Raw genomic sequence first — 21,383 nt, 5'->3', positions numbered from 1 at the left:
ATTCTCCAACTACGCGAACCTAATTTACGCAGCGGGTTTAATCAATCCTTGCACGACAGACGTTGGCTGGCGGGCCGTCCCGCTCAGGCCACCGACTCCAGCGTGGCCGTGCCGCGGGACTGCCGACGATCCGGATCCGCCTGCCGGAAATGCACGGCGACACTGCCTCCTGACCGTACGACGCCCAACGGTCCCGCCTTCACGAAGCGGCCGATACCGACTGCCCGCAGAACGGATGCCGCCCTGGCCTGGCGGTAGCCGACAAACGTTCCTGCGGCGCCGAGGAGGACGAGCCCCGCGACGCCTGGCGACGCCATCAGCGCAAGGACCAGTAGCGACAGGGGCGCCAGCACGGCGCCGACGGCGTGCCGAAGGATCGACCGCACCTGCTCGGGCACAACGGAGTCGGTGAGCGCCATGGAGACGTGCTCTTCTCTCACCCCGGTGGCGGAGATGCCCTCGAAGGCCCGATGCAACACGCCGTCGGCCGGCGACAGCCCGCGTGAGCCGCCGGAAGCGATCAGCATCTCCGGCCAGTTCGCGGGCGCTGACAGGAATGACACCAGCGCCGTGCGCGCGGCCGTGAACATTCCGCCGGCCAGCAGGCTTCCGCCGATTCCTCCCGCGGTGATCGGCGCGGCGCCGACTTCTCCCGCCATCGGGAACCCGAGCAACGAGAGCAGGCTCCCGGACAATGTGAGGAACGAGGCGTGCTCGCCGGGCGATCCGATGAAGAGGTATGCCAGCACCGCGATCAGGTTGCCTGCAGCAGCCGGACCTATCACCGAAGGGGCGGCTTCGGTCTGGGCAGACGCATCCCCCGCATCGACAACGTCGTTGGCAACCGGTTGAACAACTGTCGACTCCTGCGCGGTAGGGTCACCGGCGGGTGGAGCGGAATCCGCACCCGACGCGACCGACTCCGGCGCCGGCGACGGTTCCGTCACCGGCGAGTGTGAGACGACGACTTGCGGCTCGTGCACGTCGGCAGTGGCGTCCGCGGGAACCGAGTCGGAGCCCTTGTTGTCGTCCGCAACCGCTAAGGGCGCATCCGTGCCCGGCTCGCTGCCGGTGCTCACCCCGAGGGCCATCGGCCCCGTCAAGCCTGTGGGCTCCGCCTCGCCAGTTCCGCCGGCGGTATTGTCCGGGGACGACTCCTGCTCGCCGGACTCGAACAGGCTAGCGGTATCGAAGGCCCCGACAAGCGTCGGGACCGTTTCGACCACCCCTGGCGACACCGCGGTTTCGGCCGGCTCGACAGACGTCGCGTCGACCGTTTGGTCAGTGTCGGTCAGCCCATGGGCTTCGTTGACCGAGCCGTCGGTTTCCGTGTCGGCGGCGGCGACCGCTCCCCCGAATCCGCCGAAGACCAGGCTCACGGAGAGCACGCAGAGGCCCGCAGCCATACGCGCATGTCTTGATATGTCGTTCTTCTCCTGCCGCCCGCGGGCACAGCCCCAAGATGTGATCTGGAGACAATGGTCGCATTTCGCGCTCCTTCCGTCTGCATTCCCGACCAAAGTCACGGTCATCGAGACAGCAGACGCTCGGCGGCCGATCGCACCGCCTCGGTGATCGTGTCCACCAGCGGACTATCGAGCTTCCAGCACTGCCAGAACAGCGGCACATCCAGGTGTACATCGGATATCCGCACGAACGTCCCGTCGGCTTCGTGGACGTCGGCGAGGCGGTCAGGGAACATGCCCCAGCCCAAGCCGGTCCGGACCGCTGCGCCGAACCCTTCTGCGGTGGGTACGTAGTGCACCGGCCGCCTGATGTCGCGCCGAAATGCTTTGCGAAGCAACGAGTCCTGCAGAGCGTCATCGCGGTTCCACGCCAGCGACGGTGCGGAGCCCATGGCGTCGGCAGTGAAGCCGTCGGGCAGATACCGCTCGACATAGCCGGGTGCGGCCACCGGGACATAGCGCATCACGCCGAGTGGCAGCACGCGGCAACCGGGCACGGCCGCGCGCTCGGTGGTGACCGCACCCATCACCGTGCCTTCGCGAAGCAGCCGTGCCGAGTGGTCCTGATCCTCGATCCTGATGTCGAACAGCACGCCGGGCAGTCGACCGAACACGGCGGTGAACCAGGTCGCCATCGAATCGGCATTTGCGGCGATCGCGACGCGCGTGTGCTGCGCCGAACCGCCGCCCAGTTCGGCCAGCGCTTCGGCCTCGAGCAATGCCGTCTGGGCGGAGAGCCGCAGCAGCGGAATCCCTGCGGGTGTTGCGACGCAGGGTTTCTCGCGGCGGACGAGGACCTTGCCAACGCGCTGCTCGAGCGTCTTGATCCGCTGGCTCACCGCCGACGGCGTGATGTGCAGGCGATCCGCCGCGGCGTCGAAGCTGCCGTGCTCGATCACGGCGGCAAAGGCGGCGAGCTGCTGCCCGTCAATCTTCACATTAGCAATTCTAATTCATGTGAAGAACCATTAGCTGTACTGATTGACAGCGCATGCCTAGCGTCGATGAGATGAACTCGCCGTTGATTGTCGGCTTCCTGGCCTCGTTCACCCTCATCGCCGCGATCGGGGCGCAGAACGCGTTCGTGCTGAGGCAGGGCATCCGGCGCGAGTACGTGCTACCGGTCGTCGCGATGTGCACGGTGTCAGACATCGCGCTGATCGCTACGGGCATCGCGGGCGTGGGCGCGCTGATCAACGCACACCCGAGCGCGGTCACCATCGCCAAGTTCGGCGGAGCGGTGTTCCTGTTCGGCTACGGGCTGCTGGCCGTGCGCCGAGCATGGCGGCCGTCGTCACTGACGCCGTCGGAATCAGCGCCCGCCCGACTGGCCGAGGTCCTCGTGACATGTGCGGCGATGACATTTCTCAACCCGCACGTCTACCTCGACACCGTCGTGCTGCTTGGGGCGCTGGCCAACGAGCATCGCGACGGCCGCTGGCTCTTCGGCATCGGCGCAGTGACCGCGAGCGCGGTGTGGTTCGTGAGCCTGGGGCTCGGCGCACGACGCCTCGCCGGCCTGTTCGCCACGCCGATGACGTGGCGGATCCTCGACGGGCTGATCGCCGCGACGATGATCGGCCTCGGCGTCGCGATGATCGCGGTGTAATCGAAGACCTCTACCCCATAGGCCCTTCGGGGACAGGCGCGCCCATAGGCCCGTCAGGGGCAGGCGCGCCCATAGGCCCGCCGGGGACAGGCGCGTTGCAGCGTTCACGGAAGTCGGCGGCGGGCTGCCGTACTCCCCGAAGCTCGTCTCGCACCTGCGGGTTCGCGTCGGCGTACGCTGCGATTTCGGTGGCCATCTGTTCTCTGGACTTGCCCTTGAGGCCGGTGAAGAAGGCGTTCACATCCGGATGGCTGAACAGGTAGGACTGCGTCGCCGCGTTGACGCCGGACATCACGCCTGCGAGGTCGGCGGCGGTGCAGCCCGGCGGATCGGCGGCAGCGGTTGCGGCGGTACCTACGAGCATCGACCCGGCGATCAGGCCGGCGCTAATCACGCTACGGAAGAACATGGTGGCTCCTTGATTGAGTGGTTGACAAGACATGGCAATGCTCAGCGCGGACCGATACCACCGGGACGGCCGGGCCGTCCGATGATCACGTCCATATCCCAGCCGTCGTCGCAATACCAGGGGTCGGCGCAATAACTGGGGTAGGCCGGCCCCGCGACAGGGGCGGTCGGACCACCGCCGCGGACGGTTCCCTGGGCGCACACGGTGGATGCGCCGGCGTTGGTGCAATCCGCCTTCGCGGGTGGCGAGGCGACGATCGTGAATGGGGCGGACGCCATCACAATTCCCAATATCAGGTAGCGCTGTGTTGATCGCACGGCTGCTCCCTTTCTCGATTTGTAGGGCCAGGCGACCCGTACAGGGAGTATGTTCTGCCGATCGCAGTGGGTTGGCCAAAATTGAAATTTTGCGCGCTTTTTCTCATTGGCCGGTCAGGGATGTCACATACCCCATTTTTTCCGACGAAGCAAACAACTTCGTACTGCTAGGTAAACAGCTTCGTGTGCTCATATTGTGAACAGGACATGTCGACTGCGCAATTTCGGGGTGAAACTGTCGTAGCGGTGATACACCGGAGTACCGTCGGCAACATAGGATTTGAGTGAAGGGTGAATATGACGACAACGGATCATGACTGGACGACGCCGTCGGCGATGGCCATCCCCCCAGAGGGCTACTTCGAAGAGGAGCGCGGGCGGTACGGCCCGATATTTCCGAGGACCCCCGCGTGTTACGGGTTCTCGATCATCGCGAAGGTCAAGGAAGGCCGTGAAGAGGCCGTCCGCGCTTACGGAAAAACTATCGAGGAGACCATCGCGGCGAGTCCAGAGGCGTTGGCACCGCTGCGCCTGCACTACCTGCGCTGGGTGCTCTTCGACGTCGGATCGGGTCTGCATTTCCAATACCAGGGTATCTTCGACACGGATTTCGATAAGTACACCGAGGATGCGGTCGCTTTGTTCAGCGCAACGGGCATCACAACGGTCTTCACAAACCTCGAGGGGTTCCCGGAAGATTGGAAGGAAAACCCTGAGGCGTTCATCAAGTTCGTTCGGGAGCATCACTATCCGAGCTTCCTGGAGTACGGCGAATACCCGTTTGTGACTGCGGACGAAATCAAGAAGGCGCTGCGCCTGAAGGCGGCATTCTCCACAATGCTCGATCAAATGCAGTGAACCTCGGCGAAGTGCTCACCCATGCTTGAGCTCGACGACATTCAACACATCCTGCTGACTCGAACCCCTTCGATGACCGGCCGCTACGAATTTTTGTCGTTTGACGACCCGGCCGGTGGACGAGCTTGGCTGTCGGAACTGACCGATGTCGTGGAATCCGCGGCGTCAGTGCGGGAAACGATGGATGCCACGAAACGCTGGGTCACGCTTGGATTCACATGGCACGGGCTGCGGGCGCTCGGGGTGCCAGAGGATTCGTTGGCGACCTTCCCCGACGCGTTCCGCGAGGGCATGGCCGCCCGCGCCGACATCCTCGGCGACACCGGACGCAATCACCCGGACCACTGGGAGGGCGGGTTGGCCGGCAACGACTTGCACGCCATCGCTATCTTGTTCGCGCGCGACGACGACGAGCACAGCCGAGCGACCTCGGCGCACGACGAATTGGTGGCCAGATGTGACGGCGTTCGCCGGCTGTCGTATCTGGACCTGAACGCGACGCCGCCGTTCAACTATGCGCACGATCACTTCGGGTTCCGAGACCGGCTGTCACAGCCGGTGATCGAGGGTTCGGGCGAGGAACCCACACCGGGTTCAGGTGCCGCCCTAAAGCCGGGCGAGTTCCTGCTCGGGTACCCGGATGAATGGGGGCCCGTTGGTAACTTGCCCCAGCCGGAAACGTTGTCCCGCAACGGAACTTACGCGGCGTATCGGCGACTGCAGGAACATGTAGTGCTGTTCCGAGACTATCTGCGACAGAATGCGCAGACGCCTGACGAGGAGGAGTTGCTGGCCGCGAAGTTCATGGGGCGGTGGCGCAGCGGTGCCCCGCTTGTGCTGGCGCCGGACAAGGACGACCCCGAACTGGGCGCGGACTCCATGCGCAACAACGACTTCAACTACAAAGAGATGGATCCGCACGGGTACGCCTGTCCCCTGGGCTCGCACGCGCGGCGCCTCAATCCACGAGATACCGCCCACAACATGAATCGCCGCAGAATGATCCGTCGCGGCGCTACCTATGGACTCGCGCTTGCTGATGGCGCTGAAGATGACGGGGTGGATCGCGGTATCGCCGCATTCATCATCTGCGCAGACCTGGTTCGGCAGTTCGAGTTCGCTCAGAACGTGTGGATCAACGACCGTACGTTCCACGAACTCGACAACGAGCACGACCCGATCTGCGGAACTCAAGACGGCACACTGGACTTCACAGTCCCAAAGCGGCCGATTCGCAAGGTACACAAGGGCCTGCCGGCATTCACCACCTTGACGGGTGGGGCCTACTTCTTCTTGCCCGGCATCAACGCCATGCGGTATCTCGCGACGCTAGGCACATAAGGAACATCATGAGCACGCTACCGCTACCCCGCACCTACAATCAGAACCACGTCCCGCGCGCCCACACCGGCGGCCGCCGCATCAGTATCTACTGGACGTGGAGCTATCCCTGGGAGGCACAAAGAGATCCGGCCATCATCGAGAACCGGTTCTCCACGATGACCGAAGTGCGCAGCGTCCTGTGGCCCGCCTACGAGACCGAGGAATACAACGCCGCCAATTTCTTACAGGGCGTTGCGGGCACTCTGGAGCTCTTTCACCGCTCGGCCCTGGCATTCCAGGAGCTCGCCGGAGAAGCCACCGGGCACCCGGTCGCCGTCTACCAGCGCATCGACCAGGCCGGCTACAAGCTGCCGATCGACGAACGGATTCTGGCCGACACCGACACGCTGATGGTCTTCGGGCTCGACCACCTGCTCGGCGAACAGGAGGCGGCACCCGAGGAGATCGCCGCGATCAAAGAGTGGCTCAACCGGGAGGGCACCTGTCTGCTGCTGGCACCGCATCACGATGTGGGCTTCACCGACGACTACGAGCAGCGCCAGGTCGAGTACCTCCACCACGGCGACCGGCTCGTGCCACGCCAACAGCGGTTCAGCCAGTACACCCGCTCCCTGATGCGGGCACTCGACGTGCCCGTGCACAACATCTGGGGACTGCGGCCTGCCGTCGTCGAGGGCACCAAGGACATCGCACCCCTTACCGCGGTCCGCGATCTCGACAACGCCCGACTGCTCGACAATGTCACCACCTTCAACTTCCACCCCCACCTGCCGCACTACGAACTCACGGCGCCGGAAAGCGACACCCTGCGGGTGCTCGGGAAACAACGTGTCGACCCCAACCGTCCGCATCCCTTCACCGCGGAAGGCAACACCGAGTTCAATGCCCTGATCTGGATGCCGCCGAACGGACAGCGCTCAGGCGACATCGTGCTGATCGACTCCACCCACTTCACCACGCTGTTCGGCGGCACCGACAGCTTGAAGAACCTGTGGCACAACCTGGCGACAATGAAGTAATGCCGTTGGGCGATGATGACGTATATGCCTCTCACCAGAGCCGTCTTCATCACCGGCGCAGCCGCAGGGATCGGCCGCGCCACCGCACTCAACTTCGGCCGCAACGGCTACACGGTCGGCGGGTATGACATCGACGAGGTGGGGCTGAGAGCACTCGCCAACGACATCGAGGCGCTCGGCGGCACGGCGGTCACCGGACACCTCGATGTCACCGACTCCGACGAAATGGCGCAACGACTCGGCGAGTTCACCGCCACCACGGGGGGCCGCCTCAACGTGTTGATCAACAACGCGGGCATCATGCGGACGGGTCGCTTCGAGGACATCGACATCGCCGACCAGCTCCAGGAAATCGACATCAACACCAAGGGCGTGGTCAACGGGCTGCACGCCGCGTTCCCCTACCTGCGGGCCACCCCGAACCCGGTCGTCGTCAACCTCGCCTCCGCGTCCTCGATTTATGGGCAACCCGAGCTCGCCACCTACAGTGCCACGAAGTTCTTCGTCCGAGGACTCACCGAGGCACTCGACCTCGAATGGAACCGGTACGACATTCGCGTCATCGCGATGTGGCCGCTGTACGTCAACACCGCGATGACCGAGAACGTCAAGACCGGCACCACCGACTCGCTCGGTATTCGGCTGACCGCGCAGGACGTCGCCGACGCCATCCTGGCGGCGGTCGAACCGTCCCTACCGCGTCGGATCATCCACCAGGTGCACTTCCCTGTCGGCTCGCAGACCAAGGTGTCAACGCTCGGTGCGCGGTTCTCGCCGGCTTGGCTGCTCCGTCTGGTGAACAAGCGGCTTGCCGGCATGTAGCCGTTGAATTCGCTGTGATGGCAATGATTCACGGCCGGAGGCGTGCGCACTAGCCTCGATCCGCATGAACGAGGACTGGCTCGCTGTCATCGTCGGACTGGCACTGCTGGTGTTGGTGCTCGTCGGCGCGATTCCGGGCAGCGTGATTCCATGACAGAACAGGTCGCGGAGCACACCACCTCAGAGCAACCCGAGAAACGGCCGGTACTCGGGTATGCGATCGCCGGGGTGCTCGTCGTCTTCGCACTCGGCGCGCTGGCCCGGTTGCTCGAACAGCAAGTGCCGCAGTGGGCGGCGGGTACGCCGTTCGCACGGGTCGCCAAATCGATCGAATTCCCTGTCTACGCCATCGCTTTGGGCCTGATCGGCAACGCGGTGCTGACGCGGCTCGCACTGCGCGACGCGTTGTCCAGAGGCTTTCGCACCGAGTTCTTCATCAAGACCGGCCTCGTGCTGCTCGGCGCATCCATCAACCTCAAGGTGCTCGTCAGCGCGGCCGGTCCGGCGATCATCCAGGCTCTTCTGCTGATCACCATCGTCTTCGGCTTCACCTGGTGGCTCGGCGGCGTCCTGGGCCTCGACGACAAGTTGCGCGCGCTGCTGTCGTCGGCGTTGTCGATCTGCGGAGGGAGTGCGGCGATCGCCGCAGCGGGCGCAGTGCAGGCCAAACGCGAACAACTCGCCTACTCCGCATCGCTGGTGATCGCGTGCGCGCTGCCGTCGATCTTCCTGCTGCCGTGGCTCGCCGACGTGTTCGACCTCTCCGACGCGGTGGCGGGGGCCTGGATCGGTGGCAACATCGAAACCACGGCAGCGGTCGCGGCGTCCGGCGCCATCGCCGGGGAGCACGCGCTGCAGATCGCGACGATCGTCAAGACCACCCAGAACGCGTTGATCGGTGTGGTGGCGATCGCGCTGACCGCCTACTTCGCGCTGAAGGTCGAGCGGGCGCATGCGCGAGAAAATGAGTCTGTGGCCAGTCCTTCTCTTTTCGAGTTCTGGAAGCGGTTCGGTGAAGTTCGTGCTCGGCTTCGTCGCGGCCTCGATCATCGGCACGCTGTATCTGCAGTGGGTCAGCGACGGCAAGGCCGAGATCGCGACCCTCAACGACCTGCGCACGTGGTTTCTGATCTTCGCGTTCGTCGCGCTCGGCCTGGCGCTTCTCCTGTTCGGCAACTTCCCCGTCGGATAGCGGTCGTCGCCACCGGCCGGGTGGACAGCGGCGTGATGTTCAAGGGCATCGATCGCCTGAGGTGACTACTCCTTCAAATCGAGCACCGGCGTCGGGCGCTGGAACCCGCGTGTCACCCCGAGCAGCCAGACGAATCCAATGGCCAGCCAGATCAATCCGACCTTCAGCGCAAGGCCGGGCAGGCTGGTCCACAGCCACAGGGTCAGCGCGAAGCCGATGATCGGCAGCACCATGTTGTTGAACACATTGCGTTCGCTCCGGTCGAAGAAGTAGTGCTTGATCACCGACAGGTTGACCGCCGAGAAGGCCACCAGTGCGCCGAAACTCACTAGCGCGATCAGCACCGTGAGATCGATCCACAGCGCCAGCAGTGAGATCACCGATACCACCAGGATCGCGAAAGTCGGGGTGGCAAACCGCACGGATACATGGCCGAACACCTTGCGGGGCAGAATTCCGTCCCGGCCCATCGCGAACAGGATCCGCGACACCGATGCCTGCGACGTCAGCGCCGACCCGATGCACCCCGCGACGTATGCCGCGGTGAAGAACACGTTGAGGAACTGCCCACCCGCAGCGAGCATGACGTCGAGCGAACCCGAGTCGACGTCCTCGAACTGGTTGGACGGGAAGTCCAACTGCGAGATGTAGGACAGCACGAAGTAGATCAAGCCGGACAGCACTGTGGCGATCATGATCGCCTTGGGCACAGTGCGTTTGGCGTCCTTGGCTTCCTCGGACAGAGTGGAGACCGCATCGAAGCCCAGGAATGACAGGCACAGCAGCGCGGCACCGGTGAAGACGGGGCTGATTCCGTCAACGGTGCCATCCCCGGCCAGCGGCGCCATCAGGTTGACGCTGCCGGATCCCGAGATCGACGAGATCGACATCACCACGAACACGGCGATGAACACGAACTGCAATCCGATGATGACGACGTTGGCCCACGACACCGACACGATGCCCAGAATGTTGAGGATCGTCACCACCGCGATCGCGATGAGGATCCACACCCACGTCGGAACGCCGGGCAGCGCGGCCCCCATGTAGATGCCGATGACGAGGTAGTTGAGCATCGGCAGGAACAGGTAGTCCAGCAACAGTGACCAGCCCGCCAGGAAGCCGGTCGGCGCGCCGAACGACTTCTGCGCGTACGTGTACGCCGAACCCGCCACCGGGTACGCCGCGGCCATCCGCGCATACGATCTGGCGGTGAACACCATCGCGGCAAGCGTCACCAGATAGGCCACCGGCACGCGGCCGCCGCTCATCTGCGTCACAAGGCCGTATGTGGTGAACACCGTCAGCGGCACCATGTACACCAGCCCGAAGAGCACAAGGGACGGGGTGCCCAGGACCCGCTTGAGGTGGCCTTCCCCCTCCTCGGCGAACGGTGGCGGAACGGTCGAATCCGCTGGCGCAGTGGACATGTGCTTCTCCTTTAATCCGTGGCCGAGTAGGCCGGCTCGCCGCGCAGATACGTGGCACGAATGTCGAGCGCCGGCAGCTCCAGCGCCGCGGTGGTACGTGGGTCGCGATCCAGCCAGACCAGATCGGCGCTCGCCCCAGGGACGAGCCTGCCCCAGCCGTGTTCGGCGAACGCCTGATAGGCCACGCCGGCCGTGTACGCCGACAGCGCCCGCTCGATCGGCAGGATCTCGTCCGGGGTCCATCCCCCCGCGGGCTCGCCGTCTTCGGTCTGCCGGGACACCGCGATCGCGATGCCGTCAAACGGTGCGCCCGACGACACCGGCCAGTCCGAACCGAAAGCCAAAGGGGCGCCGGACTCTTCGATGCTTCGTATCCGGTACTGCTTGTCGGCACGCTGCGCGCCGAGCCGCGGTACCGTCAGCACCGTCATCAGTGCGTCCAGCTGTGCCCACAGCGGTTGCATGTTCGGAATCACTCCGAGCTCGGCGAACCGGCCGAGGTCGGCGTCGTCGACCAGTTGGGCGTGTGCGATCACCGGACGACGGTCTCGGGGGCCGTTGCGGTGCACCACATAGGAGATCGCGTCCAACGCCTGACGAACCGCCGCGTCGCCGATCGCGTGGATGTGGATCTGGAGGCCCTGCTCGTCGACACGGGCGGCCGCCTCGGCCAGCGAGTCGCCCTCCCAGTTGCGTTGTCCGTGGTTGTGCAGCCCGGAGCAGTAGGGCGCAAGAAGCGCACCGGTCTCGTTCTCCACGACCCCGTCGGCGAAGAACTTCACCGTCTGGGCGGTCAGAAGCGGTGAGCCCGCGTCGTCGACGCGGCGGCGCGCATCGGCGTAAGCCGTTACCTGCGAGTCGAAATAGCGCGGGTCGGCGTACAACGCGAGGTTGAACCGCATCCGCAGCGCATCGTTTCCGGTCGCGGCGATGTAGGTGTCGAGGTCGGCCGGCTCGACCCACGCGTCCTGCACCCAGGTCACGCCACGGGCCAGGTAGTAGTCGGCGGCGGTGGCAAGCGCCGCCACCCTGACATCTTCGCTGTGCGACGGCATCACCGAGTTCATGAGGTCCATCGCGCCCCACTCGCGCAGCGTGCCGAGCACCGAACCATCCTCGCGGCGGGGGATCTCACCGAGCACAGGCTCCTGGGTGTCCGCTGTGATCCCCGCACGCTCCAGCGCGACGGAATTGCACCACATCGTGTGGTAGTCCCAGGCCCGCAGCACCACGGGCCGGTCGGGCACCGCGGCGTCGAGCCAGCGGGCGTCGAACAGTCCGTCGGGCGCCATGCTGCTCTCGTATGACGCGCCGACGATCCAGTCTTCGTCGGGATTCTTCATCGCGAAGTCTTTGACGGCGGAGACGATCTCATCGACGGTGTGACACGGCCGGACCTCCGGGCCCGCGGACTCGAGGCCGCCGTACAGCGGATGGGCGTGCCCGTCGCCGAACGACGGCATCAGGAAGCCGCCACCGAGATCAATCTCGTCGGCGCCTTCCGCCGATGACCTGGCTTCGTCGCCGGTCGCGCGTACCACCCCGTCGGTGACAAGGAGCGCATCGGTCACGGGACCCGAGCCGGTCCAGATCACGCCACCGGTGAAGATCGTCGCGGTCACCAGCGGCACCCTACGCCGAGAGCCCTACTCACGCAGGGTCATTTGATGACGGCCGTCGCGGCGTGGCCCGCCCCGTAGGGCCGCTCGGTGTCGACGGGTGCGGTCAGGGCGGCATAGGTGTCCGGTCTGCGGGTCAACAGGAAGGGGAACAGCTCGAGCCAGTCGCGGCGCTGGTCCAGATCGAGATCGGCGACGAGCACGGCCTCCTCGTCGCGCGGGGCGGCCACGAGAACGCGGCCGTACGGGTCGGAGATGAACGACGAGCCGTAGAAGGACAGGGCACCTTCGTCGCCGGTGCGGTTGGGCACCACCATGAAGAGCCCGCTGCTTATGCCGTTGGCCACGATCACCTGCTGCCACAACGGGCGGGTGTCGAACGCCGGAAATTTCGGCTCCGAGCCGATCGCCGTTGGGTAGACGACGATTTCGGCGCCGCCGAGCGAGTAGTTGCGGGCGACTTCGGGGAACCATTCGTCCCAGCACGTCGGCATGCCGATGCGGGCGCCGAGGCCGTCGGGCTCGTAGACCGGGTATGGGTTGCCGTCCGCGGTCCCGGCCCGGAAGTAGGTGTCCTCGTAGTAGCCCGCCGAGATCGGGATGTGCAGTTTGCGGGTGCGACCCACCAGTTCGCCGGACGGCGAGACCAGGATGGCGGTGTTGAACCCGAGGCCGTCCTCGGCCTGCGCCTTCTCGTACAGCGACGCGTGCACGAAGATTCCGTTGGCCCGCGCCGCGTCGGCGGCCAGGGCGAACGTCGGGCCGTCAACCAGATCCTCGGCCGCAGCGCCCGAATCGGGGCCTGCTGGAACATCTGCCGGATACCGCAGCAGGGCGATCTCGGGCAGGAAGACGATCCGCGCGCCTTCACCCGCCGCCCGATCGATCGCGCCACGCAGGACCGACGTCAACACCGTGGGGTCCGGCCGCCACCTGTGTTGAACCAACCCGACCCGTAGGGACGGGCGATTAGTCGCCGTGGTGCGCGACAACGAGGCGGGCGCCGCGGCTGTCAGAGTGATCATTCCGCTCCTAAAACGAATGTCTTTCGTTTTATTGTGCTGGCGGGCACGCCCCTTTGGCAAGACAAAGAAATGCCCCGGCGCGCTCAGGCACCGGGGCACTTCGTTGTCAAACCGCTCAGCTGATGCCGACGACCTCCTTGGCGATGTCGGCCAACCGCGTCTGCGCCGCCGAGACGACGCCGTGCCTGTTCTTGTGCGCCTCTTCGAACGCGATGATCACCCGGATGTCGGCCGGCTCGGAGAGGTCCTTGACCGCGGCGACAGCCTGGCTCACATTGAGCTCCGTGTAGTCCGCGATGGGCAGCTCGTCGGCATCGAGGACGCCGGTGGCGGCCCGGACGTTGTGCAGCGCGTCGGCAGCCTCCTGCGCTCCCTCGCCGCGCACAACCCGTTCGGCGGTCTCCAGCGCGGCGTCCCTCGACGCCGAAAGCGTTTTCAGCGCCACGTCGCGGGCCTGGGCACTACGGCTGAGCAGCTCCTCGAGGGCCGGAGGAGCGGTGCGCACGGTGTCGATGGCCCTGTCCAGCCCGCGGGCCGACAGCGACATCGGGATGTACGCCAACCGCACCGCCGCGCCCGCCGCTGCCTGCAGCGGTGTGCGTCGCAGCGCGGCCGGGCCGCCGAGAGCGTCCTCGGCCAGTACGGTGGTCAGCCAGTCGACAGTCGCGCTGTGCGCCTCGATGAGACGGTCCGCAAGGCGCTGAATCTCCTTGTGATTTACCGCGACCGAAAGCGCCTTGATGTAGCGGGCTCGGTCGAGCAGTTGATGTTCGAGCGCGAGATCGCCCAGCAGCGCCTCGTCGAAAGGCTGCGCCTGCTCGGTAAGCGCCTTGACCGCGGCCGCCGCGCGACCGATGAAGGGGCCGACGACATCGGGATAGCCGCCGAGTTCGCGGATCGCCGACTCGATGGCCTCAGCGCGATCACGCCCGTTCGCGGCGTTCTGGGTCAGTTCGCGTTGCACGGCCTCGGTGCGTGCCTGGGTGACGCGCGTCTCGGCGACCTGGACCTCGGTGTTCGTCAAATCGAGAACGGCACGCAGTTGTGCCAGCAGAGTAGTTGTATCGGGTGTTGTCATAACGTCTTTCTCCCCCAGCGTTGACTTCGATTTTGTCGGCGCGAGGTGCACCACAGTCCGGCTACCCGCCGCTCCGCGAAGGCTAAACCGCCCAATTTGTCGGATGCGTCACTCATGGTGCTCAGGCAGTGCGCGACGATGCCGGTACGAGCCAAAACGGTTCCCAACACAAGCATTCCGAGCGCCGAACAGCATCAGGTGAACGGTTTAATGCAATCCCGGAAAACGTCGAAGCTAGGGCGTGGCCCGGCGCGGCGGTTGCTTCTTCGCGGCCTTCTTCGCGGGTTTCTTCGCGGGATTCGCCGCCTCGACCTTGGCCGACGGTTCCTTCACCGCACCCTTCTTCGCCGGCGTGGCTGCCTTCTTCGCCGCCTTCGCCGGTGATCCCCTTTTCGCCGGCGCGGCCTTTTTCGCAGCGGCGACCTTCTCGGTGGCCGCCTTCTTGGCGGGCGTCTTCTTGGCGGGCGTCTTCGGCTTCTCGCGGCCCTGCTTGGTCAGGCCCACCCGCTCAGCGGCGCGCTCGCCGACCGCTCGAGTGGCCCGGACGACGCGGCCGACGATCTCGCCCGCGTCAGCCATCATCGGCCAATCGCTCGGTCCGATCCGCCACGGCCTTCTCAGTCGCAGCTGCGGCGCGCTTCTCGTCGGCGTCGTCCAGTTTCGCCTCGGCCACCGCGGTCACGCTTTGCGCAGCGGCGTCGGCCCGATCCTGCTTATCGCGCTTCGCCGCCTCCACTGCTTCTTTGCGCTGCGCGGCGGCCTTGTCAGTTTGCTTCTTCGCCTTGTCGACTCGCTTCTCGGCTTCGTTGATCGCCGCGACCTTTTCGTGCGCGGCGGCGGCACGGGCCTGGGTGACTTCGTCGATCTTGTCGGCGTGCGCCTTCTCGCGGACGACATTCGCCGCGACCTGAGCGTCTTCGAGGTCGGTCTCCGCTTCGTCGACTGCTCTTTCGGCAGCCTCGTCGAGCACGGCCGCGCGGTGCAGCGCCTCACTTCGCTCGATCAGTGCCGCCCCGCGGCGCTGAACCTCTGGTGCACCCAGCACGGCGCCGACGGCGACGTCGAGCCTGCCGACCGACCGCTCATAGAGCAGTCGCGCAGGCGCCTCTGCATCGAGTCGGCCGACCACGCGCTCCTCGAGCAGCTGCAGAGGCGCTCGAGCGAGCTGATACTGCAAGCGCAGTACGGCGAACGGAACATCGGTGATTCTCATCGGTTTGGTCTCCTCAACGATCCGGGGGAACATCGGCGGCGTCGGACAGGGAGTCGGCCTGGCGCCTGATGCGGTCAGCCTCCGCTCGCGCGGCGGCAGATTCATGCACCGCCTGCTCACGGTCGTCGAGCGCTTCTGCGACTTCGGCCTGCGCTGCGTTCACTTCCCTGTTTTCCTCGGCATTGGCCACAGCCTGCTGGCGCTGTGCCTTGCCCTCCGCTTGCTGCTGGCCGAGGGCGGCGTCGCGCGCTCCGGCTTCCGCTGCATGCTGTTTCTGCGCCTCCTGATCGCTGCGGATCGCGTCTTCACGGGCCCTGGCTTCCTGGCTCGCCTCCACTCGCGCGTCGGCGGCCTGCGACGTCGCCTCTGCGCGCTGCTCCTGCGCCTCTGCGGTCTCCGCGTCGGCGACCGACTCCAGCCGGTTCGCCTCCTTGCGCTGCTTGGCCTGCGCCTGTTCGACCTGGCCCTGCGCGGTCAACTCGTCGCTCTTGATGACGGCGCCGACGACCTCTTTGGCCTTGCCCTTGACCGAATCGACCAACCCTTTACGGGCCTGATCGGCCTTCTCGTGCTCTGTCATGGAAGCCTGGTTTCCACTGGGCCGCATGATCAAACACGTGCCGAAACGAATCACGTTCGTTTATTGTGGGCACATGGGACGGCCACCTGTGCCCTTGCTGTCGACCGATCTCATTGCAAGCGCGGCAATGGATCTGGTCAGCGCGACGGGCGGCTTCACGATCCCCGAGCTCGCCCGCACGCTGAAGGTCAGCCCGTCGTCCCTGTACAACCATGTTTCGGGTCGAGAGCAGATCGTCGAACTCCTCCGGGAACGTGCGATGTCGGAGGTCGTGCTGCCCGCAGACGCGGATCTGCCGTGGACGGAAACCGTCGCCGGAATCATGCGGTCCTACCGCCGCAGCTACGCACGCTATCCGCGGCTGATCCCGCTGCTGACCGCGCACGCGGTGAACAGCAGCCACGCGTTCACCATGTACAACGCGCTGGCAACGACGTTGCAGCGGGCGGGCTTCACGGGCGCCGACATCCTGCGTGCCATCACGCTGATGGACTGCTTCGTGCTGGGCTCCGCGCTGGATCTCGCCGCGCCCGTCGAGCCATGGGAGGCCGGCGCCGAGGTGGGGCCCGAACTGGCCGCCGCGCTGGCCACCGGCGGGCCGAAACCCGTCAGAGCCGACGATGCTTTCGAGTTCGGCCTCGACGTGCTGTTGCGCGGGCTCGCTGATCTCACCTCGCGCTAGTTAGCTGGTTCTGGAGTTACGCTCGCGGTGTGCGCAAGGTCTCGTCGCGGCGAAGTTTCCTGGCGATGGCCGCAACCGTCGCCGTCACCGCCGCGTGCAGCCCGGAGAAACCCGGTGCGGTTTCCGACGACGGGTCCGTCACGGTCAAGCACATATTCGGTGAGACGAAGGTGCCAGCCCCGCCGAAGCGGGTGGTGAGCGCGGGTTACACCGAACAGGACGACCTACTGGCCGTCGGCGTCGTTCCGATCGCGATCACCACCTGGTTCGGTGATCAGCCGTTCGGTGTGTGGCCCTGGGCGTTGGGCAGGCTCGGCGGGGCGCAGCCAGAGGTGCTCGACCTCGCCAACGGAATCCAGCTCGAGCGGATCGGAACGCTCAAGCCCGACCTCATCGTCGCGACCAACGCAGGCCTCGACGAGGACACCTACAAGAGGCTGTCTGAGATCGCGCCGACGATCGCACAATCCGGCCAGGACGCCTTCTTCGAGCCGTGGAAGAGCCAGGCCGCGGCGGTCAGCCAGGCGGTGTTCAAGTTCGACGACATGGCGGGCCAGGTCAAGAGCATCGAGGACAAGTTCATCGAGATCGGCAAGAGCAACCCGCAGTTCGCAGGCAGGAAAGCGCTGCTGCTGGAAGGCGCGTTGGTCGACGACGCGGTCCACGTGGTGACGCCGAGTTGGCGCAGCGACTTCCTGACACAGATGGGCTTCACGCTTCCCGACACCGGCGGCACTGTGATCACGCGCGACAGGATGGAGTCGGTTCTCCACACCGCCGACGTGCTGATCTGGACGACCGAGAACGACGACCAGCAGGCCGTGCTGCTGGCCGACCCGACCATCGCCGCGCTGACCGCAACCACCGCCAAGCGAAACCTCTTCACCGGCAAGGACCTCACAGGTGCTATCGCGTTCGGGTCGCCACTGTCCTATCCCGTGATCGCCGACCAACTGCCACCCGCTTTGGCGAAGGTGCTCGGCTGAGAGTTTGATAGCCGGGTTGACGTCGCGCACGCGAGGAGCGAAAAGTGCCTGAGCAGATCTCCACCGAGCAGCGCGCGGCCTTCGCGCAGGTGGGTTCGGCGTATTACCCGGTACTCGCGGCGGTGTTCACCGCCCTGGTGATCATATCGAACGTGACAGCGACGAAGGGTGTGGCGTTCGGCCCGATCATCACCGACGGCGGATTCATCGTCTTCCCGCTCACCTATGTCATCGGTGACGTGCTGAGCGAGGTCTACGGCTTCACGGCGGCGCGGCGGGTCATCTTCCTCGGTTTCGCCATGAATGCCCTTGCCGCGGCGGCGTTCTGGGTAACCGTGTACCTGCCTGCCGCGGACTTCTACACCAATCAGGAGCACTTCGAGAACATTGTCGGCGCCTACACCCAGCTGATCGTGGCGGGGCTGGCGGGCTTCATCGTCGGCCAGACGATCAACGCCTGGGTGGTCGTGTTGATCAAGGAGCGCACCAAGGAGAGGCACCTGTGGGCGCGCCTGGTGGGATCGACGTTCGCGGGCCAACTCGGCGACACCCTGGTGTTCTGCAGCATCGCCGCCAGCGCGATAGGGATCACCAGCTTCACCGATTTCGTGGTCTACACGGCGCTCGGCTGGCTGTACAAGACCGCCGTCGAGGTCCTCCTGCTGCCCGTGACATACGGGGTGATCGCCTTCATCAAGCGGCGAGAGCCCACCTACGCGCCTGCCGTCTGAGGCTTCGGTAAGGCACCTCTGGCAACCCTCACAGAGCAGGGCACCGATACCCTACCCGGCGGTAGCTTTGAGTCATGACCGTGATAGCGGACGCGATGGTGATCGGCACGATCACCGACTACGGGGATCAGGCGCTGCTGCTCCAGTTCGACAGCACGGCGGAGGTATTGGCGTGGAATGCCGTTCTGCGTGACGCCGAGCTGCTCGGCGTCACCGACATCGTCCCCGCCTCGAGAACCGTGCTCGTCAAGCTCGACGGACCGCGGTACGCGAGTGCCGCACGGCAGCACCTCAGCAAGCTCAGGCTGCCGCAGGAGGCATTGGCGGAGGCCACCACCGCGCCGCGCGGCGGCCGCGCCGACGTGGTGATCGACGTCGTCTACGACGGCGAGGACCTCGACGAGGTCGCCAAGCTGACGGGCATGACGGCGCGCGAGGTCGTCAATGCGCACACCCGGGCCCCGTGGCGGGTCGGATTCACCGGCTTCGCACCGGGTTTCGGTTATCTCATCGGCGGTGACGAGCGACTCAATGTGCCGCGACGGTCCGAGCCGCGCACCAAGGTGCCCGTCGGCTCGGTCGGGCTGGCAGGTGAGTTCAGCGGCGTCTACCCCCGCGAGTCACCCGGTGGCTGGCAGCTGATCGGTCACACCTCCGCGCAGTTGTGGGACGTCGATCGCGAGCCGCCGGCTCTGTTGACGCCCGGCAAGTGGGTGCAGTTCCGGGAGGTGTCATCATGACAACCCACCTGGAGATTCTGCGTACCGGGCCGCTGGCACTCGTCGAGGACCTCGGCCGCAAGGGGATGGCGCACCTCGGCGTGACACGGTCGGGCGCCGCCGATCGCCGGGCACACAAGCTGGCCAACCGGCTGGTGGCCAATCCCGGCGACCGCGCCACCATCGAGGTGACATTCGGCGGTTTCAGCGCGAGGGTCCGCGGAGGTGACGTGGCTATCGCCGTCACCGGTGCCGATACCGACCCAGCCGTCAATGGAGTTCCTTTCGGTACCAACAGCATTCACTACGCCCACGACGGCGAGGTGATTTCTCTCGGTGCTCCGCACTCAGGGCTGCGGTCCTACCTGGGCGTGCGTGGTGGCATCGACGTAACGCCTGTGCTGGGCTCGCGTAGCTACGACGTGATGTCATCCATCGGGCCGCTGCCACTGCAGCCGGGCGATGTGCTGCCCATCGGCGAACACACCGAGGAATTCCCCGAGCTCGACCAGGCGCCGGTGGCCGCGATCTCCGACGACGTCGTCGAGTTGTCGGTGGTCCCCGGTCCGCGCGACGACTGGTTCACCGACCCCGACGTGCTTGTCCGCACCAACTGGCAGGTCACCAACAGCAGCGACCGCGTCGGCATGCGCCTGGTCGGGATGCCGTTGGAGTACCGGTACGGCGACCGGCAACTGCCAAGCGAAGGTGCCACCCGAGGAGCGATTCAGGTGCCGCCGAACGGATTTCCCGTCATCCTCGGGCCGGACCATCCCGTCACCGGCGGCTATCCGGTCATCGGTGTGGTTGTTGACTCCGACATCGACCGGATCGCCCAGATCCGGCCCGGCCAGACGGTGCGCCTGCACTGGTCGCGTCCGCGAAGGCCCTTCCGCAACGGTTCCTGACGGGGTAGACACATGGTGTGACTAGCCAGGTGATGACGGCCCGCCTGGTCCATACCGCCGACCTGGACAACGACACCCGCGACGAAGCCCGTCGCATGGTCATCGACGCGTTCGGCGGCGGCGCACCCGACTTCACCGACGCCGACTGGGAACACGCGCTCGGTGGCATGCATGCGCTGATCTCGCACCACGGGGCGCTCATCGGCCATGCGGCAGTGGTTCAGCGCCGCTTGCTGTACCGGCAATCGGCACTGCGGTGCGGCTATGTCGAAGGCGTCGCGGTCCGCGAGGACTGGCGCGGCCAGGGCCTTGCGCGTGCGCTGATGGACGCCGTCGAGCAAGTGCTGCGCGGGGCGTACCAACTCGGTGCGCTCAGCGCGTCGGACGCGGGCCGGAACCTGTACGCCGCACGAGGCTGGCTGCCGTGGCACGGTCCCACCTCCGTGCTCGCGCCGACGGGTGTCGTGCGCACCCCCGACGACGACGGGTCGGTCTTCGTGTTGCCGGTCTCGGTGGTTGTCGATACCGGTGAAGCGCTGACGTGTGATTGGCGCGACGGCGACGTGTGGTGACCCGCGTATGTTGGATGAAGTGACTACGCCCAACGTCTTTCAGCCGACTACCGATTCGTTCGACAAGCTCTACCGCGGCGAGCCCGCCGTCGAAGGCGCGCCCAAACCCACCGGCGTGCCGTGGGACATCAAGCAGGCACAGCCGCGTCTGATGGAACTCGAGGCGCTCGGTGGCATCGGCGGCGAGGTCCTCGACATCGGCTGCGGCCTCGGAGACAACGCGATCTTCCTCGCGTCGCGCGGACACTCCGTCACGGCGCTCGACGGATCGCCCGCAGCGATCGAGCAGGCCCGCGAGCGCGCCGGCCTTGCCGGTGTCTCGGTGGATTTCGACGTCGCCGACGCCACCAACCTGACCGGCTACGACGGCCGGTTCGACACCGTCGTCGACAGCGCGCTGTACCACTGTCTGGACGAGGACGGCCGCCAGGCCTACGCCGCCGGTCTGTACCGTGCGACGCGCCCTGGTGCTCGCTGGCACCTGTACTGCTTCTCCGACGCCAACGTCAACGGCCTCGTCGCCCCGATCGGCTCGGTGTCGGAGTCCAGCATCCGCGACACCTTGACCGCGAACGGGTGGCGGATCGACTTCCTCGGCCCCACAACCTATCTGGCCAGCGCAGCCGGCTTCGGCAGTGCCGGTGACGAGTTCCCGCAGGACATGGTCGAGCAGATGCCGCCGGAGACATTCGAGCAGATGCAGAAGGTCAGGGCCCGATTCGAGACCATCGCAGATCTGCTCGACGGCGATGAGGTACACCTGCCGTTCACCGTGGTGCACGCGCACCGCGTCGACTGAACTGA

At 65.9% G+C, this 21,383-nt stretch carries 23 protein-coding genes and 1 pseudogene; 13 read left to right on the top strand and 11 right to left on the bottom strand.

Features of this window, described 5'->3' with window-relative positions; translation table 11 throughout:
• Nucleotides 1-83: 83 nt before the first annotated feature.
• Both C6A82_RS01440 and C6A82_RS01435 read right to left on the bottom strand, forming a co-directional pair.
• Nucleotides 84-1,406: a hypothetical protein gene (locus C6A82_RS01440; RefSeq protein WP_311101611.1), complete on the bottom strand. Its 1,323-nt coding sequence runs from the start codon at nucleotides 1,404-1,406 to the stop codon at nucleotides 84-86.
• A gap of 122 nt (nucleotides 1,407-1,528) precedes the next feature.
• The gene (locus C6A82_RS01435) at nucleotides 1,529-2,404 is read right to left on the bottom strand and encodes a LysR family transcriptional regulator ArgP (protein ID WP_311101609.1); all 876 of its coding nucleotides are present in this window, start codon (nucleotides 2,402-2,404) and stop codon (nucleotides 1,529-1,531) included.
• 71 nt (nucleotides 2,405-2,475) lie between these two features.
• On the opposite strand from C6A82_RS01435, the gene lysE reads away from it, so the two are divergent.
• The gene (gene lysE, locus C6A82_RS01430) at nucleotides 2,476-3,075 is read left to right on the top strand and encodes an L-lysine exporter (RefSeq protein ID WP_105343492.1); all 600 of its coding nucleotides are present in this window, start codon (nucleotides 2,476-2,478) and stop codon (nucleotides 3,073-3,075) included.
• A gap of 10 nt (nucleotides 3,076-3,085) precedes the next feature.
• On the opposite strand, the gene C6A82_RS01425 is transcribed toward lysE, so the two are convergent.
• Together C6A82_RS01425 and C6A82_RS01420 are read right to left on the bottom strand one after the other, a co-directional pair.
• On the bottom strand, nucleotides 3,086-3,484 hold the full coding sequence (locus C6A82_RS01425; RefSeq protein WP_105343490.1) for a heme-binding protein: 399 nt from the start codon (nucleotides 3,482-3,484) through the stop codon (nucleotides 3,086-3,088).
• 41 nt (nucleotides 3,485-3,525) lie between these two features.
• Nucleotides 3,526-3,801 (bottom strand): hypothetical protein, encoded by a 276-nt coding sequence (locus C6A82_RS01420; protein ID WP_233216832.1) that lies wholly within the window; start codon nucleotides 3,799-3,801, stop codon nucleotides 3,526-3,528.
• Between the two features lie 297 nt (nucleotides 3,802-4,098).
• On the opposite strand from C6A82_RS01420, the gene C6A82_RS01415 reads away from it, so the two are divergent.
• The 5 genes and pseudogenes from C6A82_RS01415 to C6A82_RS01395 form a co-directional block, all read left to right on the top strand.
• On the top strand, nucleotides 4,099-4,659 hold the full coding sequence (locus tag C6A82_RS01415; protein ID WP_105343487.1) for a hypothetical protein: 561 nt from the start codon (nucleotides 4,099-4,101) through the stop codon (nucleotides 4,657-4,659).
• Nucleotides 4,660-4,680: 21 nt separating this feature from the next.
• Entirely contained in the window at nucleotides 4,681-6,000 is a 1,320-nt protein-coding gene (locus C6A82_RS01410; RefSeq protein WP_105343485.1) for a peroxidase, read from the top strand.
• Nucleotides 6,001-6,008: 8 nt separating this feature from the next.
• The gene (locus tag C6A82_RS01405) at nucleotides 6,009-7,022 is read left to right on the top strand and encodes a hypothetical protein (protein WP_105343483.1); all 1,014 of its coding nucleotides are present in this window, start codon (nucleotides 6,009-6,011) and stop codon (nucleotides 7,020-7,022) included.
• Nucleotides 7,023-7,046: 24 nt separating this feature from the next.
• Nucleotides 7,047-7,844 carry an SDR family oxidoreductase gene (locus C6A82_RS01400; RefSeq protein ID WP_105343495.1) on the top strand — a complete coding sequence of 266 codons (798 nt, stop codon included), beginning with the start codon at nucleotides 7,047-7,049 and terminating at the stop codon, nucleotides 7,842-7,844.
• Nucleotides 7,845-7,994: 150 nt separating this feature from the next.
• Nucleotides 7,995-9,018 (top strand): annotated as a pseudogene (locus tag C6A82_RS01395) (YeiH family protein); the annotation flags it as partial.
• 83 nt (nucleotides 9,019-9,101) lie between these two features.
• Here the strand turns inward: C6A82_RS01395 and C6A82_RS01390 are convergent.
• The 7 genes from C6A82_RS01390 to C6A82_RS01360 form a co-directional block, all read right to left on the bottom strand.
• Nucleotides 9,102-10,466, bottom strand: coding sequence for an APC family permease (locus tag C6A82_RS01390; protein ID WP_105343482.1), 1,365 nt, complete (start codon nucleotides 10,464-10,466; stop codon nucleotides 9,102-9,104).
• Nucleotides 10,467-10,477: 11 nt separating this feature from the next.
• Nucleotides 10,478-12,088: an amidohydrolase gene (locus C6A82_RS01385; RefSeq protein ID WP_105343494.1), complete on the bottom strand. Its 1,611-nt coding sequence runs from the start codon at nucleotides 12,086-12,088 to the stop codon at nucleotides 10,478-10,480.
• A gap of 38 nt (nucleotides 12,089-12,126) precedes the next feature.
• Entirely contained in the window at nucleotides 12,127-13,110 is a 984-nt protein-coding gene (locus C6A82_RS01380) for a nitrilase-related carbon-nitrogen hydrolase (RefSeq protein ID WP_105343480.1), read from the bottom strand.
• Nucleotides 13,111-13,225: 115 nt separating this feature from the next.
• Nucleotides 13,226-14,188 (bottom strand): ferritin-like domain-containing protein, encoded by a 963-nt coding sequence (locus C6A82_RS01375; protein ID WP_311101608.1) that lies wholly within the window; start codon nucleotides 14,186-14,188, stop codon nucleotides 13,226-13,228.
• Nucleotides 14,189-14,422: 234 nt separating this feature from the next.
• On the bottom strand, nucleotides 14,423-14,770 hold the full coding sequence (locus tag C6A82_RS01370) for a hypothetical protein (RefSeq protein ID WP_396836766.1): 348 nt from the start codon (nucleotides 14,768-14,770) through the stop codon (nucleotides 14,423-14,425).
• Nucleotides 14,760-15,401, bottom strand: a complete 642-nt coding sequence (locus C6A82_RS01365) for an IF2 family translation initiation factor (protein WP_105342121.1) — start codon at nucleotides 15,399-15,401, stop codon at nucleotides 14,760-14,762. Before C6A82_RS01365 ends, C6A82_RS01370 begins: the two co-directional genes overlap by 11 nt.
• A 13-nt stretch (nucleotides 15,402-15,414) precedes the next feature.
• On the bottom strand, nucleotides 15,415-15,981 hold the full coding sequence (locus C6A82_RS01360) for a CsbD family protein (protein ID WP_105342117.1): 567 nt from the start codon (nucleotides 15,979-15,981) through the stop codon (nucleotides 15,415-15,417).
• A gap of 73 nt (nucleotides 15,982-16,054) precedes the next feature.
• On the opposite strand from C6A82_RS01360, the gene C6A82_RS01355 reads away from it, so the two are divergent.
• From C6A82_RS01355 to C6A82_RS01325, 7 genes are all read left to right on the top strand, one after another.
• Nucleotides 16,055-16,663, top strand: coding sequence for a TetR/AcrR family transcriptional regulator C-terminal domain-containing protein (locus C6A82_RS01355; RefSeq protein WP_105342123.1), 609 nt, complete (start codon nucleotides 16,055-16,057; stop codon nucleotides 16,661-16,663).
• A gap of 29 nt (nucleotides 16,664-16,692) precedes the next feature.
• Nucleotides 16,693-17,649 carry an ABC transporter substrate-binding protein gene (locus C6A82_RS01350; RefSeq protein WP_142405859.1) on the top strand — a complete coding sequence of 319 codons (957 nt, stop codon included), beginning with the start codon at nucleotides 16,693-16,695 and terminating at the stop codon, nucleotides 17,647-17,649.
• A 44-nt stretch (nucleotides 17,650-17,693) separates the two neighbouring features.
• Nucleotides 17,694-18,380 carry a queuosine precursor transporter gene (locus C6A82_RS01345; protein WP_233216742.1) on the top strand — a complete coding sequence of 229 codons (687 nt, stop codon included), beginning with the start codon at nucleotides 17,694-17,696 and terminating at the stop codon, nucleotides 18,378-18,380.
• Between the two features lie 74 nt (nucleotides 18,381-18,454).
• Entirely contained in the window at nucleotides 18,455-19,120 is a 666-nt protein-coding gene (locus C6A82_RS01340; protein ID WP_105342119.1) for an allophanate hydrolase subunit 1, read from the top strand.
• Nucleotides 19,117-20,007, top strand: coding sequence for a 5-oxoprolinase/urea amidolyase family protein (locus C6A82_RS01335; RefSeq protein WP_105342127.1), 891 nt, complete (start codon nucleotides 19,117-19,119; stop codon nucleotides 20,005-20,007). The genes C6A82_RS01340 and C6A82_RS01335 overlap by 4 nt, the downstream gene beginning before the upstream one ends.
• A gap of 32 nt (nucleotides 20,008-20,039) precedes the next feature.
• A complete protein-coding gene (locus C6A82_RS01330) occupies nucleotides 20,040-20,579 on the top strand; it encodes a GNAT family N-acetyltransferase (RefSeq protein WP_396836846.1) in 540 nt (179 codons plus the stop codon).
• Between the two features lie 19 nt (nucleotides 20,580-20,598).
• On the top strand, nucleotides 20,599-21,378 hold the full coding sequence (locus tag C6A82_RS01325) for a class I SAM-dependent methyltransferase (protein WP_105342568.1): 780 nt from the start codon (nucleotides 20,599-20,601) through the stop codon (nucleotides 21,376-21,378).
• Nucleotides 21,379-21,383 lie beyond the last annotated feature (5 nt).

Source organism: Mycobacterium sp. ITM-2016-00318 (genome assembly GCF_002968285.2).
GTDB lineage: Bacteria > Actinomycetota > Actinomycetes > Mycobacteriales > Mycobacteriaceae > Mycobacterium.
The sequence above is the reverse complement of the archived record's forward strand: the minus strand, read 5'-3'. Positions and strand labels throughout refer to the sequence as shown.